General features: G+C 44.5%; 16 protein-coding genes and 1 other annotated feature. Of the genes, 14 read left to right on the top strand and 2 right to left on the bottom strand.

From position 1 onward, the window contains the following. Positions 1 to 19 precede the first annotated feature (19 nt). The 13 genes from KNQ09_RS08030 to KNQ09_RS07970 all read left to right on the top strand — a co-directional run bounded on the left by KNQ09_RS08030 (position 20) and on the right by KNQ09_RS07970 (position 10965). Entirely contained in the window at positions 20 to 289 is a 270-nt protein-coding gene (locus KNQ09_RS08030) for an IreB family regulatory phosphoprotein (protein WP_029342229.1), read from the top strand. Next, positions 286 to 708: a Holliday junction resolvase RuvX gene (gene ruvX / locus KNQ09_RS08025; protein WP_023468910.1), complete on the top strand. Its 423-nt coding sequence runs from the start codon at positions 286 to 288 to the stop codon at positions 706 to 708. The genes KNQ09_RS08030 and ruvX overlap by 4 nt, the downstream gene beginning before the upstream one ends. 14 nt (positions 709 to 722) lie before the next feature. Then, on the top strand, positions 723 to 1010 hold the full coding sequence (locus KNQ09_RS08020) for a DUF1292 domain-containing protein (RefSeq protein WP_023468909.1): 288 nt from the start codon (positions 723 to 725) through the stop codon (positions 1008 to 1010). Then, positions 997 to 1290 carry a DUF1292 domain-containing protein gene (locus KNQ09_RS08015; protein WP_023468908.1) on the top strand — a complete coding sequence of 98 codons (294 nt, stop codon included), beginning with the start codon at positions 997 to 999 and terminating at the stop codon, positions 1288 to 1290. Before KNQ09_RS08020 ends, KNQ09_RS08015 begins: the two co-directional genes overlap by 14 nt. Positions 1291 to 1368: 78 nt before the next feature. After that, the gene (gene mltG / locus KNQ09_RS08010) at positions 1369 to 2517 is read left to right on the top strand and encodes an endolytic transglycosylase MltG (RefSeq protein ID WP_050677579.1); all 1149 of its coding nucleotides are present in this window, start codon (positions 1369 to 1371) and stop codon (positions 2515 to 2517) included. A 71-nt stretch (positions 2518 to 2588) separates the two neighbouring features. Next, positions 2589 to 3227: an O-methyltransferase gene (locus KNQ09_RS08005; protein ID WP_081834729.1), complete on the top strand. Its 639-nt coding sequence runs from the start codon at positions 2589 to 2591 to the stop codon at positions 3225 to 3227. Between the two features lie 16 nt (positions 3228 to 3243). Then, the gene (gene udk, locus KNQ09_RS08000) at positions 3244 to 3891 is read left to right on the top strand and encodes a uridine kinase (RefSeq protein WP_023468905.1); all 648 of its coding nucleotides are present in this window, start codon (positions 3244 to 3246) and stop codon (positions 3889 to 3891) included. 56 nt (positions 3892 to 3947) lie between these two features. Continuing rightward, a complete protein-coding gene (greA, locus tag KNQ09_RS07995) occupies positions 3948 to 4421 on the top strand; it encodes a transcription elongation factor GreA (protein WP_029342224.1) in 474 nt (157 codons plus the stop codon). A gap of 52 nt (positions 4422 to 4473) precedes the next feature. Then, positions 4474 to 5172, top strand: coding sequence for a 5'-methylthioadenosine/S-adenosylhomocysteine nucleosidase (gene mtnN / locus KNQ09_RS07990; RefSeq protein ID WP_023468903.1), 699 nt, complete (start codon positions 4474 to 4476; stop codon positions 5170 to 5172). Between the two features lie 107 nt (positions 5173 to 5279). Beyond that, positions 5280 to 6224 carry a beta-ketoacyl-ACP synthase III gene (locus KNQ09_RS07985; protein WP_064299572.1) on the top strand — a complete coding sequence of 315 codons (945 nt, stop codon included), beginning with the start codon at positions 5280 to 5282 and terminating at the stop codon, positions 6222 to 6224. Position 6225: 1 nt separating this feature from the next. Then, entirely contained in the window at positions 6226 to 7464 is a 1239-nt protein-coding gene (gene fabF / locus KNQ09_RS07980) for a beta-ketoacyl-ACP synthase II (RefSeq protein WP_064299573.1), read from the top strand. A gap of 226 nt (positions 7465 to 7690) precedes the next feature. Beyond that, a complete protein-coding gene (locus KNQ09_RS07975; protein ID WP_214858077.1) occupies positions 7691 to 9118 on the top strand; it encodes a peptide ABC transporter substrate-binding protein in 1428 nt (475 codons plus the stop codon). 203 nt (positions 9119 to 9321) lie between these two features. Continuing rightward, the gene (locus KNQ09_RS07970; RefSeq protein ID WP_029342219.1) at positions 9322 to 10965 is read left to right on the top strand and encodes a peptide ABC transporter substrate-binding protein; all 1644 of its coding nucleotides are present in this window, start codon (positions 9322 to 9324) and stop codon (positions 10963 to 10965) included. Positions 10966 to 11061: 96 nt separating this feature from the next. Here the strand turns inward: KNQ09_RS07970 and trpS are convergent, their stop codons facing one another. Together trpS and KNQ09_RS07960 are read right to left on the bottom strand one after the other, a co-directional pair. Beyond that, a complete protein-coding gene (gene trpS, locus KNQ09_RS07965; protein WP_214858074.1) occupies positions 11062 to 12063 on the bottom strand; it encodes a tryptophan--tRNA ligase in 1002 nt (333 codons plus the stop codon). Between the two features lie 51 nt (positions 12064 to 12114). Further along, positions 12115 to 12320, bottom strand: a binding site (T-box leader). A gap of 56 nt (positions 12321 to 12376) precedes the next feature. Beyond that, complete coding sequence (locus tag KNQ09_RS07960) at positions 12377 to 12757, bottom strand: DUF3899 domain-containing protein (RefSeq protein ID WP_029342197.1); 381 nt, start codon at positions 12755 to 12757, stop codon at positions 12377 to 12379. Between the two features lie 271 nt (positions 12758 to 13028). Between KNQ09_RS07960 and KNQ09_RS07955 the strand changes: the two genes are divergently transcribed. After that, positions 13029 to 14642: a peptide ABC transporter substrate-binding protein gene (locus KNQ09_RS07955; protein ID WP_214723694.1), complete on the top strand. Its 1614-nt coding sequence runs from the start codon at positions 13029 to 13031 to the stop codon at positions 14640 to 14642. Positions 14643 to 14864 lie beyond the last annotated feature (222 nt).

Below are 14864 nucleotides of genomic sequence, written 5' to 3'. Positions count from 1 at the left end.
TATGAAAGAGGTGATGAACGTGAGTCAGATGGATCAAACGATGAAATTCAACTTTCCGGAAGACGATAACAAAGCAGCGACACGTGATGTGTTGTTGACGGTCTATCATGCTTTAGAAGAAAAAGGATATCATCCGATCAACCAAATCGTCGGCTATCTCCTTTCAGGAGATCCTGCTTACATTCCTCGTCATAATGACGCACGTAATTTAATTCGTAAGATTGAACGCGACGAATTGCTCGAAGAACTCGTGAAATCTTATTTGGCGGAGAGTGGAAATTCAAAATGAAACGTGCAATGGGACTAGATGTCGGTTCGAAGACGATCGGGGTAGCGGTCAGTGACTTGATGGGCTGGACGGCGCAAGGCGTTGAGACGGTCAAGTGGACGGAACCAGATTATCCAGAAGCCTTCAAACGGCTCGATGTCATCATGAAGACATACAATGTCGAAATCCTAGTCATTGGTCTTCCGAAAAACATGAACGGTTCCATCGGTCCCCGCGCAGAAGCAAGTGAAGCTTTTGCGAAGGAAATCGAACAGCATACCGGGCTTGAAGTCGTCTTCATGGATGAACGGTTGACGACGATGCAAGCAGAACGGATGCTGATCGATGCCGATGTCAGCCGTAAAAAGCGTAAACAAGTCATCGATAAGATGGCTGCCGTCATGATCCTGCAATCGTACTTGGATCGGACGAACCGATGAAGGGGGAGAAACCGATGGCTGAAGAAAAACGTCAGTATCTCTTTCCAGATGAAGAGGGCGGCGAACATCTTTTCGAAGAATGGTACCGTTACTCGAGTGAACGTACAGGAAAAACCTATCTGTTTCTTGAAATGATCGGTAACCCTGACGAAGGAGCAGATGATCTGATCATCTGTGAGATCGATGAATATGGAGAAGGCGAAGATGATTTCGAATTGAGCCTGATCGATGAAAATGATGAGCAAACTTGGGATGAACTCGAGCTTGCGTTAAAGGAGCGGATCACTGATGCAACAGAATGAACCAACACGTTACGTAATTCCGGACGGCGAAGGAAATGATTTCGAATTCGTAGAACGTCTGCGTTATGAAAGCCCACGTTCGAGCAAGACATACATCTTCCTCGAGCCAATCGGAGCAGACTATGACGAAGCAGAAGAAGTCGACATCTTCGTTTACGAACTCGACGAATACGGTGATGGAGATAACGACTTCAACCTCGTACCAATCGATGAAGACGATACAGCGACTTGGGATGAAATCGAAGAAGTCTTTAACACGCTCGAAGACCAGTTAGACTAACCCGACTCATGACAGGTGACGTCGTAAGAGACTTTCTCTTACGATGTCACCTTGTTTTAAGAGAAGAAGGAGGAACCGATGGAGAACGAATGGAAGCAAAATGCTGAAATCGAAAAAAGGCGACGCCGGACATCACGCCGGATTACGCTAATCATCCTTTCTGTATTGTTGACGATTTTTCTAGTTGCCAGTGCGGTCGTCTATGTCTTTTTGAAAAATGCGCTTGAACCAGTCGATGAAACAGCGACGAAATCCGTCAAAGTCGAAATTCCTTTAGGAGCAGGGACGAGTTCGATTGCTTCTTTACTAAAGGAAAAAGACTTGATTGCAAACGAGACGATTTTCCGTTACTACGTCCGTTACAAGAATGAATCGTCATTCCAGGCGGGTACGTATACACTGTCACAAGCCATGTCCCCGGATGAAATCATCAATGAATTAAAGACGGGAACGGTCATGAAGGCAGCGGATGTGAAAATCACGTTACCTGAAGGCATCACGATGGATCGTCAAATTGCTTTGATCGCGAAAGCAACGAACTTCAAGGAAGAGACGGTCCGTAAAGAATTGACGGATGCGACATTCATCGACAGCATGATTGAAAAATATCCGATGTTGACGGATGAAGTGAAGAAGAATGGTGTCTTGTATGCACTTGAAGGGTATCTCTTCCCAGCAACATATGAGTTTGATAAAGGAAAAAGCATTGATCAAATCGTCGAGACGATGCTCGATGAAACAGAAAAAGTCTACGATGAGAATGAGGATGCCATTCAAAAATCAGGCATGACCTTCCATGAAGTACTCAGTCTCGGTTCCATGGTCGAGCGTGAAGCGGCGACACCAGATGATCGTCGTGAAATCGCTGGTGTCTTCAAAAATCGATTGGATGACGGCATGAAGTTACAGTCGGATCCAACGGTTTGGTATGGCACAGGTGAAAATACGGCCTTAACGACGCTGAAGGATCTCGAGAATAATTCGAAGTACAATACGTATAAGTACGAAGGCATTCCGATCGGTCCGATTTCAACGGTCAGTAAGGATTCGGTACTTGCCGTGTTAAATCCGAATAAAACGAAATATGTCTATTTCTTCGCCCGTCCACCAAGTGATAAACATCCACGAGGACAGATTCTATACGAAGAGACATATGAAGAACATCAACGAAACGTCGTTAAGTATAAGCCGGAATGGGTCGAATACGAAGCGAGTAAAGAGCAATGAGCAACGGGTTGGGTTGAAGCGGGAAGTTCGCTTCAAGTCAACCTGTTTATGCGGAAGAGGGAGTGAATGGCGTGAATGATTTCACGACCTATGTCGAATCAATGATTCATCCTCGAGATGCTCTGTTAGAAGAAATGGAGCGTTATGCGGAAGAAAATCATATACCAATCATCGAACTGACAGGTTCCGAAGTCTTGTTATCGCTCCTGCGGTTACAACAACCGAAGCGCATTCTAGAAGTCGGAACCGCAATCGGATATAGTGCGATTCGGATGGCGCGTGCGCTACCGGATGCGCGGATTACGACGATTGAACGAAATGCGAAGCGGTATGAAGAAGCAAAAACCTTCATCGCCCGGTCAGATGTGGCGGACCGGATTGACATCATTTTCGGTGATGCAGTAGAATTAGCCGAAACGCTTGAAGACCAGTTCGATGCGGTCTTCATTGATGCCGCTAAAGGACAGTATAAAAAATTCTTTGCAGGATATGGGCGACTCATTCCTGAGGGCGGCGTGCTCTATACGGATAATCTCTTCTTACACGGAGATGTCCTCGAGTCTGATCCGAAGACATTCGATCGAAGAAGACGTCGACTCGTGCGTCTCGTCAAGGAATTCACGGTCTGGATGATGGAACAAGAACAATACGATACGACGATTTTTCCGCTCGGTGACGGTGTATCCGTCAGTAGGAAAAAGTCGAAATGATGGAGGAACGAATGACATGCAAAAACCGGTAGTAATTGGTGTGGCGGGCGGAACGGGTTCAGGGAAGACGACGGTGGCACGTTCACTCGTCGATGCGTTCCCAAGTGAATCAATCGTCATGATTGAGCAGGACGCGTATTATAAAGATCAAAGCGATTTATCAATGGAGGAGCGGTATCAGACAAACTATGATCACCCGTTCGCTTTTGATAATGGTCTGTTGATCGAGCACATTCAGTCGCTCCGTGAAAACATTGCCGTTGAAAAACCGGTATATGATTATGTCGCCCACACACGGGCACAAGAAACGATTCGTCTCGAACCACGCGATGTCATCATCGTAGAAGGAATTTTAGCGCTTGAAGACGAACGGTTACGGGAACTAATGGATATCAAGGTGTTCGTCGATACGGATGCGGACGTTCGCATTCTGCGTCGGATGCAACGCGATATCAACGAACGTGGACGTTCAATCGACTCAGTCGTTGAGCAGTACACGAACGTCGTTCGTCCGATGCATCTGCAGTTCTGTGAACCAACAAAACGGTATGCGGACATCATCGTACCGGAAGGCGGCGAGAATCATGTCGCTATCGATTTACTCGTGACGAAGATTCGAGCGATTCTTGATTATCGTTCAGCACTCGATCAAAGAGGATATTGATTCCAAAAAAGATGTGAATATACTATACTAGTGGAATAAAAAGGAGCGTGACAAAAATGGCAGAAAAGCAATACTACATGACGCTTGAAGGTAAAGCGAACATTGAAAATGAATTGAATGAATTGAAGTCAGTCCGCCGGAAAGAAGTCGTCGAGAACATCAAGATTGCCCGTTCGTTCGGTGACCTTTCAGAGAACGCAGAGTACGATTCAGCAAAAGAAGAGCAAGCGATGGTCGAAGGTCGAATCGCTCAACTTGAAGAGATGCTTCGTAATGTTGCCATCATCTCAGAAGAAGAGAAAGATATCTCGGTTGTCGGTATCGGAACGACGGTCACTTTCTTAAGTGTTGAAGATAACGAAGAAGATACGTACACGATCGTCGGTAGTGCCGAAGCAGATCCGTTCACTGGTAAAATCTCGAACGAATCACCAATCGCGAAAAGTTTAATGGGGCACCAAGTCGGAGATCAAGTCTCTGTACCAGCACCAGGCGGCGAATACGCAGTAAAAATTACATCGATCAAATAAAGAACACAGGAGCCGGAGCAATCCGGCTTTCTGTTTGATGGAGGAATGAATTATGCCAATCGCAATCATCGGCGCAATGGAAGAGGAAGTTAACTTATTGCGTAATGAGTTATCAGAACGTAAAGATACAGTCATCGCAAACTATCATTTTTATGAAGGGCTTTTAAATAGTGTTCCTGTCGTCATCTTGAAGTCAGGAATCGGGAAAGTGAATGCTGCGATCGGGACGACATTATTGCTGGATCACTATAAACCAAGTGCTGTCATCAATACGGGCTCAGCAGGTGGATTCAAGGAAGGCTTAACGGTCGGGGATGTCGTCGTCTCAACAGAAGTACGTCACCACGACGTCGACGTGACGGCATTTGGATACGAATATGGTCAGGTACCTGGAATGCCAGCTGCCTATCAAGCAGATCCGAAGCTTGTTGCGACGGCAGAAGCCGTCATTGAGCGGATGGATGCGATTCGCGTCGTTCATGGATTGATTGCGACAGGCGATTCATTCATCCACGATTCAGAGCGCTCTGCTCAAATCAAGGCGCACTTCCCAGAAGTCGCAGCCGTCGAGATGGAAGCAGCACCAATCGCACAGGTCTGTCATCAGTTCGGTGTTCCGTTTGTCGTAACGCGTTCGATTTCAGATAGCGCCAATGAAGAAGCGTCACTCTCGTTTGATGAATTCCTCGAGATTGCGTCAATCAATTCCGCTAAAATGGTCATGGAAGTCGTACGGACGTTAGCAGAATGAGGTATGGGGGAAGGGCACGGGAGACCATGCTCTTCCTTTTTTCTTTGACAAAAGCATATTAACGCTTTATATTAGTACCAGATACTAATAACAAAAGGGGATGCCTTATGAAGATCGGGATTGTAGGATTAGGAACGTCTTTGCCGTCACGGCGCGTGACGAACGATGAATTAGCAACGACGCTCGATACGAGCGATGAATGGATTCGGACACGGACAGGAATCGGGGCACGACGGATTGCAGCCGATGATGTGGATGTCACTGACTTAGCGACAGAAGCTGCTCAGAAAGCGCTTGATGATGCTGGATTGACAGTAGAGGACATCGGGTTGATCGTCGTCGGAACGGCAACAGGACGAGCATTTCCTTCTACTGCCTGTATCGTTCAAGAGCGTCTTGGAGCACGCGGAGCGACTGCATTCGATATTAGTGCGGCATGTAGTGGCTTCATCTTTGCATTACAAACAGCTGCTAGCATGTTAGCAACAGTCGAAGGAAAACATGCGCTCGTCATCGGTGCTGAAAAAATGTCGAGTATCGTCGACTGGTCAGACCGGTCAACTGCCATCTTATTTGGAGACGGTGCAGGAGCGGTCGTCATCGGACAAACTGAGCAAGAGGGGCTAAATGCTTTTGAACTCGGGACAGACGGACGTGGCGCTCATCTGTTGTTTAAGGACATCGATGGACCAATCGAGATGAATGGTCGTGAAGTCTTTAAGTTCGCCGTTCGTAAATTACCGGAAATCGTTGAAAAAGTCATTCAAAAAGCGGATAGTACGCTCGAAGACATCGATATCTTGATTCCGCATCAAGCAAACCTGCGAATTATCGATGCAGCGTGTGAACGACTGCATATACCACAAGAGAAAGTCATCGTCACCATCGATGAGCATGCGAATACATCGGCTGCTTCGATCCCACTTGCACTCGAAGAAGCACGTCAACAAGGACGCCTGACACCAGGTACGAAACTTGTACTTGCTGGATTCGGTGCCGGATTGACTTGGGGAGCAGCATACATTACTTGGACTAAAGGAGAGAACACATAAGATGATGAGAAAACGCGTTGTAGTCACAGGAATCGGAGCACTGACACCAATCGGGAATGATGCCAATACATTCTGGGAAGCATTAAAAGAAGGAACGAACGGAATTCGACCGATGGAGCGTCTCGATATCGATGAGTATCCGACGAAGGTCACTGGCGAATTGCAGAACTTCGATGTGACAGAATTCATCGAGGCAAAAGAAGCACGTAAGATGGACCGCTTCGTTCATTACTCACTCGTTGCAAGTATGGAAGCTGTAAAAGATGCTGAAATTGATATCAAGTCGATTGCTGAACGTGCAGGTGTCTGGATTGGATCAGGGATCGGTGGCGTGGAGACAATCGAGAAACAAGCGAAGATTTACTTCGAGCGTGGACACCGTCGTGTCAGCCCGTTCTTCATTCCGATGATGATTCCGAACATGGCAAGCGGTCAGGTATCGATCTATACCGGAGCCAAGGGGCCGAATAATTGTTCTGTCACAGCATGTGCTTCAGGAACGAATGCCATCGGGGAAGCACTTCGTGTCATCGAACGAGGCGATGCAGATGTCATGATCGCTGGTGGAGCGGAAGCGCCAATCACGAACTTAGCGTTTGCTGGTTTTTGTTCCAACAAAGCGATGTCAACGAATCATGATCCTGAGACAGCAAGCCGTCCGTTTGACGAAGGACGTGATGGATTCGTCATGGGAGAAGGGGCAGGCATCTTGATTCTTGAAGAGTACGAGCATGCGGTAGCACGTGGCGCAAAAATCTATGCTGAAGTCAGTGGGTATGGATTAACAGCTGACGCCTACCACATCACAGCTCCAGATCCAGATGGAGACGGTGGAGCGCGTGCGATGGCAATGGCAATCCAAGATGCAGGTATCGCACCAGAAGCAGTCGGATACATCAATGCACACGGAACGAGCACACCGATGAACGACATTCTTGAAACAAAAGCAATCCATAGTGTCTTCGGTGAACAGGCAAAACAACTTGTCGTCAACTCAACGAAATCGATGATTGGTCACTTACTTGGTGGCGCTGGTGGCGTCGAGGCGATTGCGACGATCAAATCGTTACAAGAACAAACCGTTCACCCAACGATTCATCTCAAACAGCCGAGTGAAGGCTGTGATCTTGATTACGTGACGGAAGGTGCACGGAGCGTTGAATTGAATTACGCCCTGAGCAATTCGCTTGGGTTCGGTGGACACAACGCATCACTCGTCTTCAAACGATACGAAGCTTAAGCTTAAGCGATTCCCTTGGAAAAACGAGGGGGTCGCTTTTTTACTGATTTTCTGATTCAATAAAGAAATGCGTGTTTGACGCAGAAAGGAGTCGTTTATGACTAACATCACAAGAAAAACATCAATCATGATACTGATCCTATTTTTATTGATTGGTCTCAGTGGTACGCTCATATACCGTCTATCATCATCTCAAAAAACGAAAACAGATCAGGAGTCACAAGCAGTGAAGGTTGAATTAATTGAATCATCACTTCCGAAGACATCCGATATTGCGTTAGCGACGGATAGCCGTTCTCAGACGCTATTGGCACAACTTTATGAAGGATTATATGTTTTTACTTCTGGGACATCCGTCCGTAGAGGATTAGCTCAGGATATGTCAGTCTCAAAAGATCGTCTGACGTATACGATTCAACTCAAACAAACGAAAAATGCGCAGGGTCAGCCGATCACGGCACAAGACTTTGTCGATAGTTTCCGACGTGTCGCAGCTAATAAAACAAATTCTCCTTATGGTTTTTTATTTGAAGTGTTTGAAAATGGACGTGCTGTCAATGACGGAAAAATGAAGCCAGAGCGTTTAGGTGTAAAGGCGAAAGGACGCGATCAACTTGTCATCACGCTGAATCAGCCGGTTTCGAATCTAAAAGAATTACTCGCGATGTCCGTCTTTTATCCACAACCCGAATCCAAGAAGTGGCAAGACCTCATGGGTAATGGTGCGTTTACACTAGAACAGATGTCTAAAAACGGATATAAGCTTAAGAAAAACAACCAGTATCATCAACAAAATGTTGTCACAGTCGAGGAAGTGAAAAGCCGCATCATTTCTGATCATCAGACGCAATGGAGTACGTATGAGAACAGTAAAGCAGCGATTCTTCCGTTACAAGAGAGTGTCGAGACACAAGAAGATCAAGTCTCTCGACCAACCTATCAAAAAAAGCGGAGCGGTGTCTTTTATATCGCATTTAATCAAAAAAATGAAGCCTTCCGCGAAAAGACACTCCGAAAACGAATTGCTTACGCCTTGATGGAAAAAGAGTCCGTTCAACTTCCTTTAGGATATGCAGGCATTCCGACGAATCGATTCGTCGTCACAGATACGAATGTATTAATGACAGAACCGGTACAAGTAAAAAAAGAAAATGGTAAACAACAGAAGAAACAACGAATCGAGATGCTGAACTTCGAGGACCCACAGGCGAAGCGGATTGGCCAACAACTTGAGACGTATCTTGAGAGACAGTTGCCTGATATTGATATCGTTCTTAAACCAGTTGCGATTGAAGAGAAGATCGATAAAGAACAGTCGGCTCAGTATGCGATGACGTTAACGGGATGGATGCCGGATTATCCAGGTCCACTTGCATATTTGAACCAGTTCGTCTCAGATAATCCGTTGAATTCCGTAAACTATCAATCCGACACGTACGATCAACTGATCGAAAAAGCACGGCAGGTACGAGATATGAAGAAAAAACAAGCATTGTATCATCAAGCTGAAAGGCAGTTGATCAATCAAGATGCCGTCATCGTTCCTTTGTATCAGACGACAGAGAAATTATATGTTTCTGATACGATTCAAGGAATCGAAGTACCGATTTATGGACCGGAATACCTACTTCGTGCAATGAAAATTCTAAAATAATCACTGAGCTGGGACCATTTTTTCATGAGGTCCCAGTCTTTTTTGAAAAAATATTTAGAAAAATCGGATAAAAGGTTTGCAAAATTATCAGAACATTGTAAACTATTTGTAACGAAGGGTTTGATTCGAATATAGTAATTCTTTTTTTTTCGGTCAAAAACCTGACAGTATCATTTTTAGAAACCTAGGGGGGTCATCGTAACATGAAGAAGAAAAGTTTTGCTTTAGCTACATCGGTAGCTCTCGTATCAAGTGCGTTCCTCGCAGCTTGTTCGACAACGGATTCAGGCGACAAATCGGGCGACACAGGTTCAGACAAAAAATCTAGTGATCAAACGCTTAACTTGATTGAAGGTTCGGATATCCCGACACTTAACCCGACGACTTCAACAGATGCAGTTTCATTCAACGTGCTGAACAACACGATGGAAGGTCTTTACCGTCTTGATGACAAACAGCAACCAACACCAGGTATCGCTGAAAGTCATGAAGTATCAGAAGACAAAAAGACATACACGTTCAAATTACGTGATGCGAAATGGTCCGACGGTACTCCAATCACAGCTAAAGACTTCGAATATGCATGGAAAGAAGTTCTTAATCCAGAGAACGCTTCACAGTATGCATACGTCTTCTACAACATCGAAGGTGCAGAAGAGTACAACACGAAAAAAGGTGAGCGTGATGCTGTCGGCGTCAAAGCAATCGACGACAAAACGTTTGAAGTTAAATTAAAAGCACCTGCAGATTACTTCCTCGGACTCACTGGATTCGGACCATTCATGCCGAAATCAGAAGAACTCTCGAAGAAAATCGGAAAAGACTTCGGTTCGACTGCAGACAAAGCGCTCTATAACGGACCATTCAAATTAACAGAGTGGACACGTGAGCAAGGCTGGAAAATGGTCAAAAACGATAACTACTGGGATAAAGATGCCGTTAAACTTAAAACGATCAACGTTAAGGTCGTTAAAGAAGTTGCAACTGGTGTTAACCTTTACGAAAAAGGTGACATCGATCGCACAGGTTTAACATCTGAGTTCGTTGCCCAGTTCAAAGATAATAAAGAATTCAAAACAAAAGGCGAATCAACAATCTTCTACCTCTACCTCAACACGAAGGTAAAAGCGCTTGATAACGAAAAAATCCGTCGCGCAATCGACATGGGTTACGATAAAAAAGGGATCACGGATGTCATCCTCGCAAACGGATCACTTCCAGCGAACTATCTCGTACCAAAAGATTTCGCGAAAGATGCTGACGGAAAAGACTTCCGTGATAAGTATCCAGCATTCAACGAATACAATGCAGACGAAGCGAAAAAACTCTGGGAAGAGGGACTTAAGGAAATCGGTCAAAAATCGGTTGATCTTGAACTCTTGAACTACGATAGCGACGATGCTAAGAAAATCGGTGAGTTCTTGAAAGGTGAACTTGAGAAAAACCTTCCAGGTATGAAGGTTACGATCAAACAACAGCCATTCAAAAACAAACTTGATCTTGAAAACAAAGGGGACTTCCAGTTTTCATTCGCGGGCTGGGGACCTGACTATCAAGATCCGATGACGTTCCTCGATCTCTTCTTGACAGACGGACCATACAACCGTGGTAAGTGGTCAAATGAAGAGTACGATAAACTCATCAAAGATGCTCAAACACAAACAGATGCAGCAAAACGCTGGTCTGAATTGCAAGAAGCTGAGAAAATCCTTCTCGACTCTGCAGCGATCTCACCTGTTTATCAGCGTGGACGTGCATTCCTCGTTAAACCATACGTCAAAGGAGTCGTCGAGCATAACTTCGGCGCAGACTTCTCGTACAAATGGGCTTCAATCGAAGGAAAATAAGCAAAATAAAAACTGCTTCCGATTTAATTCGGAAGCAGTTTTTTGTTTGCGGCAATAAAAAAGACCGGAGCATTCCGATCTCTTTTGGAGTAAGACTTATTTTTTTACTTTGGCACGCTTCCGTTGTAGTCCCATTGCCTTCTCGATTTTCGCGAGTTTTTTAGCAGCAACGGCTTCAGCACGGTTTCGTCCAGCGTCGAGAATCTGATCGAGCTCTTCAGAATCAATCAACTCATAGTAGCGTTGTTGAATCGGTTCGAGTTCCGAAATGATCGCTTCCGCGACATCTGCTTTAAATGTTCCGTAGTTCGAACCTTCGTATTTGGTTTCGAGATCTGGAATCGAGATGCCAGCGAGTAGTGAGTAAATCTCAAGCAAATTCGACACACCTGGTTTATTTTCCCGATCGAATTTGACAATCCCTTCTGAGTCCGTGACGGCTGATTTTACTTTTTTACGAATGACTTCTGGTGCGTCAAGCATCGAGATGAAGCCCTTCGGATTCTGATCAGATTTTGACATCTTTTTATCTGGCGTCGTCAGGCTCATGATTCGAGCTCCTGACTCAGCGATGATTGGTTCTGGTAATGTAAACGTCTCATAGTAACGACTATTAAAACGTTGAGCCAAGTCACGCGTTAACTCAATATGTTGTTTTTGGTCATCACCGACCGGAACGAGTTCCGCATCATAGAGTAGGATGTCAGCTGCCATGAGTGTGGGGTAGACGAACAACCCTGCTCCAATCCGCTCTTTTCCTTGTGATTTATCTTTATACTGTGTCATACGCTCGAGCTCACCCATCCCGGAGAGACACGTCAACATCCAGCCGAGTTGCGCATGGGCTTTGACTTCTGATTGAACGAAGATCGTTGATTTTTCTGGGTTCAGACCACTTGCGATATAAAGTGCAGCAAGGGCACGTGTATTGTTCATCAGTTCAACACGATCGATATCGACCGTGATCGAGTGCAAGTCGACGACACAATAATACGCATCATGACCGTCCTGTAAGTTCACGAAGTGTTTCATCGCACCTAAGTAATTTCCGAGCGTCACTGTTCCTGTTGGTTTGATACCTGAGAAAATCGTTTTCATAATGAAATCCCTCCAAATAATAAAATCAAAATAAAAAACGCCCCTTGAAAATCAAGGGACGAGTCATCGCGTTGCCACCCAAGTTGCTATTCGCATAGCCGCTCAATTTGCTGTAATGGGCAAACCCATCTGACTCTACTTGATTCGAATCAGCCACTCGAAAGTCCATTCACGTAGGCATCACCTGTCCATTTCCAGCACCATGGACTCTCTGAAAGGGATGTACCTAAGTTACTACTCTTTGTCGTCGTGTTTTCTTGTTTAATTCACTTAAGTTTACCATACGATAGAAGGTACGTCACGGTGATTTCGATTAAAAGTAAGAGATGATCAGCGATACGATGATGAAGATAATACCACTAGAAACATAGGGTTTCGTTCGGGCAGAAGCCCGATTTTGCTTTTTACGGAGGACTTCTTCCTCTTCGTCATCATCTTCGTAGTAATCACCATCAATCTCTCGAAGCTTCGCCTCCCGTTGTTTTTTAAATCCAGCTGTCATTCCACGGAAGAAGCCGTTAGCCGACATATTGGAAAAGAATCCGATTGCCATAAGCAAAAAGCCTCCAATGAACAACCCACCAGATAGATGGTATAAAATACCGTGCGTCGAATCGGTGATAGTCGCCCATATCGTATAAAGTAAGACTAGAATGACCGCAATGATGACCGGTCGGAAATAGGTCGATCGCATGAAAATCCCCCTTAAATGCATTGATAACCTTAGTATACGAAATTTTTAATCCTGTTACGAATCGGTAACAAACGAATGATGCAAAATAGCAAATAGTGTGACTATTTACTTGACGTTAATGCTATTCTCACATAAAATCAATTTATCACTTCGTTTAAGTTTTTGAAACTAGGTCAATGCATTTTGGGGAATACATTGCAGTTTCGACGGGACGTTATTGATGTCATAGGCATTATGGCAACTTGGAAATTGAAAAGGAGATGACTTACCGATGAAGAAAAAAACAGTCGGTCTCGCATTATCAGTCATGCTTGCAGGAAGCGCAGTGCTTGCTGGATGTTCAACAGGTGGCGGAGACAGTGATTCAGGTTCTACAGACGGAAAGAAAAATCTACGCTTAACAGACTCTTCGGATATCACGACAGTGGATCCAGCGAAAGCTACGGATTCTGTCGCTTTCAACATGATCGGGAATACGATGGAAGGTCTTTACCGTCTCGATAAAGACGGCAAAGCGATTCCAGCACTTGCAGAAAAAACAGATATCTCAAGTGATAACTTGACGTATACGTTCACACTTCGTGATTCAAAATGGTCTGATGGTTCACCCGTCAAAGCACAAGATTTCGAATTCGCTTGGAAACGTGCTGCTGATCCGAAAACAGCATCTAGTTACTCGTACATCTTTGACACGTTAAAAAACGGCGCTGATGTTACACAGGGTAAAAAAGCTGTCGACGAACTCGGTGTTAAAGCACTTGACGACAAAACGTTAGAAGTAAAACTTGAGCGTCCAGCGCCGTATTTCCTCTCACTGACATCGTTTGGTACGTACTCACCGATCAGTGAAGACTTCTACAAAAAGAATGAAAAAGACTTCTCGCTCAAACCAGATAAATTACTCTATAACGGTCCTTTCGTTTGGGAATCTTGGAAAACGGATTCAAAACGAGTGCTGAAGAAAAACGATAACTACTGGGATAAAGACGCTGTCAAACTCGACGAAGTTACGGTCAGTGTCGTCAAGGATACGTCAACAGTAGTAAACCTCTATGATTCAAACGATATCGATTACGCTGGTTTGACTTCAGAGCAAGTTGAAGCTTACAAATCGAAGCCTGAATTCAAGACAGCACTTCGTTCTTCAATCGCTTATCTGAAGTTCAATAACGAAGATGCAACGATGAAAAATGTTGATGCACGTAAAGCAATTGCTCGTGCCATCGATCCAAAAGGAATCACAGATACGCTTCTTGCGAACGGTTCGATTCCAACAACAAGCTTCATTCCAAAAGAATTCATCAAAGATGCATCTGGTAAAGACTATACGAGCGACATCAACTGGTTCGATCGTGATGGAAAAGAAGCAGCAGATCTTTGGAAAAAAGCAAACGGCGATAAGAAAACGACGATTGAACTTCTTTCATTCGACAATGAAGATGCGAAGAAGATCAGTGAGTACATGAAAGGTCAAATCGAGAAAAATCTTCCGAACGTCACTGTTTCAATCAAACAACAACCGTTCAAGAATAAACTCGACCTTGAAACAAAAGGCGACTACCAGGTTTCATACTCACTTTGGGGCCCGGATTATCAGGATCCAATGTCTAACCTTTCTATCTTCGAATCAACGAATAGCCAAAACGACGTCAAGTACAAGTCTGCAGCTTATGATAAATTGTTGAACGCAGCGAATGAAGAGTCTGACTTAAACAAACGTCTCGATCTCTTCAAACAAGCGGAAGCACAATTGATTGAGAAAGATCAAGCCATCGCGCCAATCTATCAAGCTGGTTCTGCATACTTGAGCCGTCCGACGGTTAAAGATTTCAACCGTCAAGTGTTCGGAGCAGATTTCCAATACAAATACGTTGATATTAAGTAATCGAGAATGGGAGCGTCCCCTGATCAGTTCGGGTACGCTCCTGTTTTATACTACTTTTTATGAATGGAAACTCATTTTTATCGAAAATGTGAAAGTTTCGTAAAAAAGTAGTTCTAATTACTTTGTTAGCAAAGTATAATGGAATCAAACGAAAAATTCTGACTATTGGATGAAATTAGAAAAACATCCAAGCGAACATCAAATCAAAGCACAATAAAAAAA

Source organism: Exiguobacterium sp. s191 (assembly GCF_018618955.1).
GTDB lineage: Bacteria > Bacillota > Bacilli > Exiguobacteriales > Exiguobacteriaceae > Exiguobacterium_A > Exiguobacterium_A abrahamii.
Note: the sequence above shows the minus strand (reverse complement) of the source record. Positions and strands in the feature narration are given on the sequence as shown.

Bases quoted from the DNA above. Each gene is read 5' to 3' on its own strand.
- ruvX (WP_023468910.1), top strand. From the start codon at position 286: ATGAAACGTGCAATGGGACTAGATGTCGGTTCGAAGACGATCGGGGTA.
- KNQ09_RS08020 (WP_023468909.1), top strand. From the start codon at position 723: ATGGCTGAAGAAAAACGTCAGTATCTCTTTCCAGATGAAGAGGGCGGC.
- KNQ09_RS08015 (WP_023468908.1), top strand. From the start codon at position 997: ATGCAACAGAATGAACCAACACGTTACGTAATTCCGGACGGCGAAGGA.
- mltG (WP_050677579.1), top strand. From the start codon at position 1,369: ATGGAGAACGAATGGAAGCAAAATGCTGAAATCGAAAAAAGGCGACGC.
- udk (WP_023468905.1), top strand. From the start codon at position 3,244: ATGCAAAAACCGGTAGTAATTGGTGTGGCGGGCGGAACGGGTTCAGGG.
- greA (WP_029342224.1), top strand. From the start codon at position 3,948: ATGGCAGAAAAGCAATACTACATGACGCTTGAAGGTAAAGCGAACATT.
- mtnN (WP_023468903.1), top strand. From the start codon at position 4,474: ATGCCAATCGCAATCATCGGCGCAATGGAAGAGGAAGTTAACTTATTG.
- KNQ09_RS07985 (WP_064299572.1), top strand. From the start codon at position 5,280: ATGAAGATCGGGATTGTAGGATTAGGAACGTCTTTGCCGTCACGGCGC.
- fabF (WP_064299573.1), top strand. From the start codon at position 6,226: ATGATGAGAAAACGCGTTGTAGTCACAGGAATCGGAGCACTGACACCA.
- KNQ09_RS07970 (WP_029342219.1), top strand. From the start codon at position 9,322: ATGAAGAAGAAAAGTTTTGCTTTAGCTACATCGGTAGCTCTCGTATCA.
- trpS (WP_214858074.1), bottom strand. From the start codon at position 12,063: ATGAAAACGATTTTCTCAGGTATCAAACCAACAGGAACAGTGACGCTC.
- KNQ09_RS07960 (WP_029342197.1), bottom strand. From the start codon at position 12,757: ATGCGATCGACCTATTTCCGACCGGTCATCATTGCGGTCATTCTAGTC.
- KNQ09_RS07955 (WP_214723694.1), top strand. From the start codon at position 13,029: ATGAAGAAAAAAACAGTCGGTCTCGCATTATCAGTCATGCTTGCAGGA.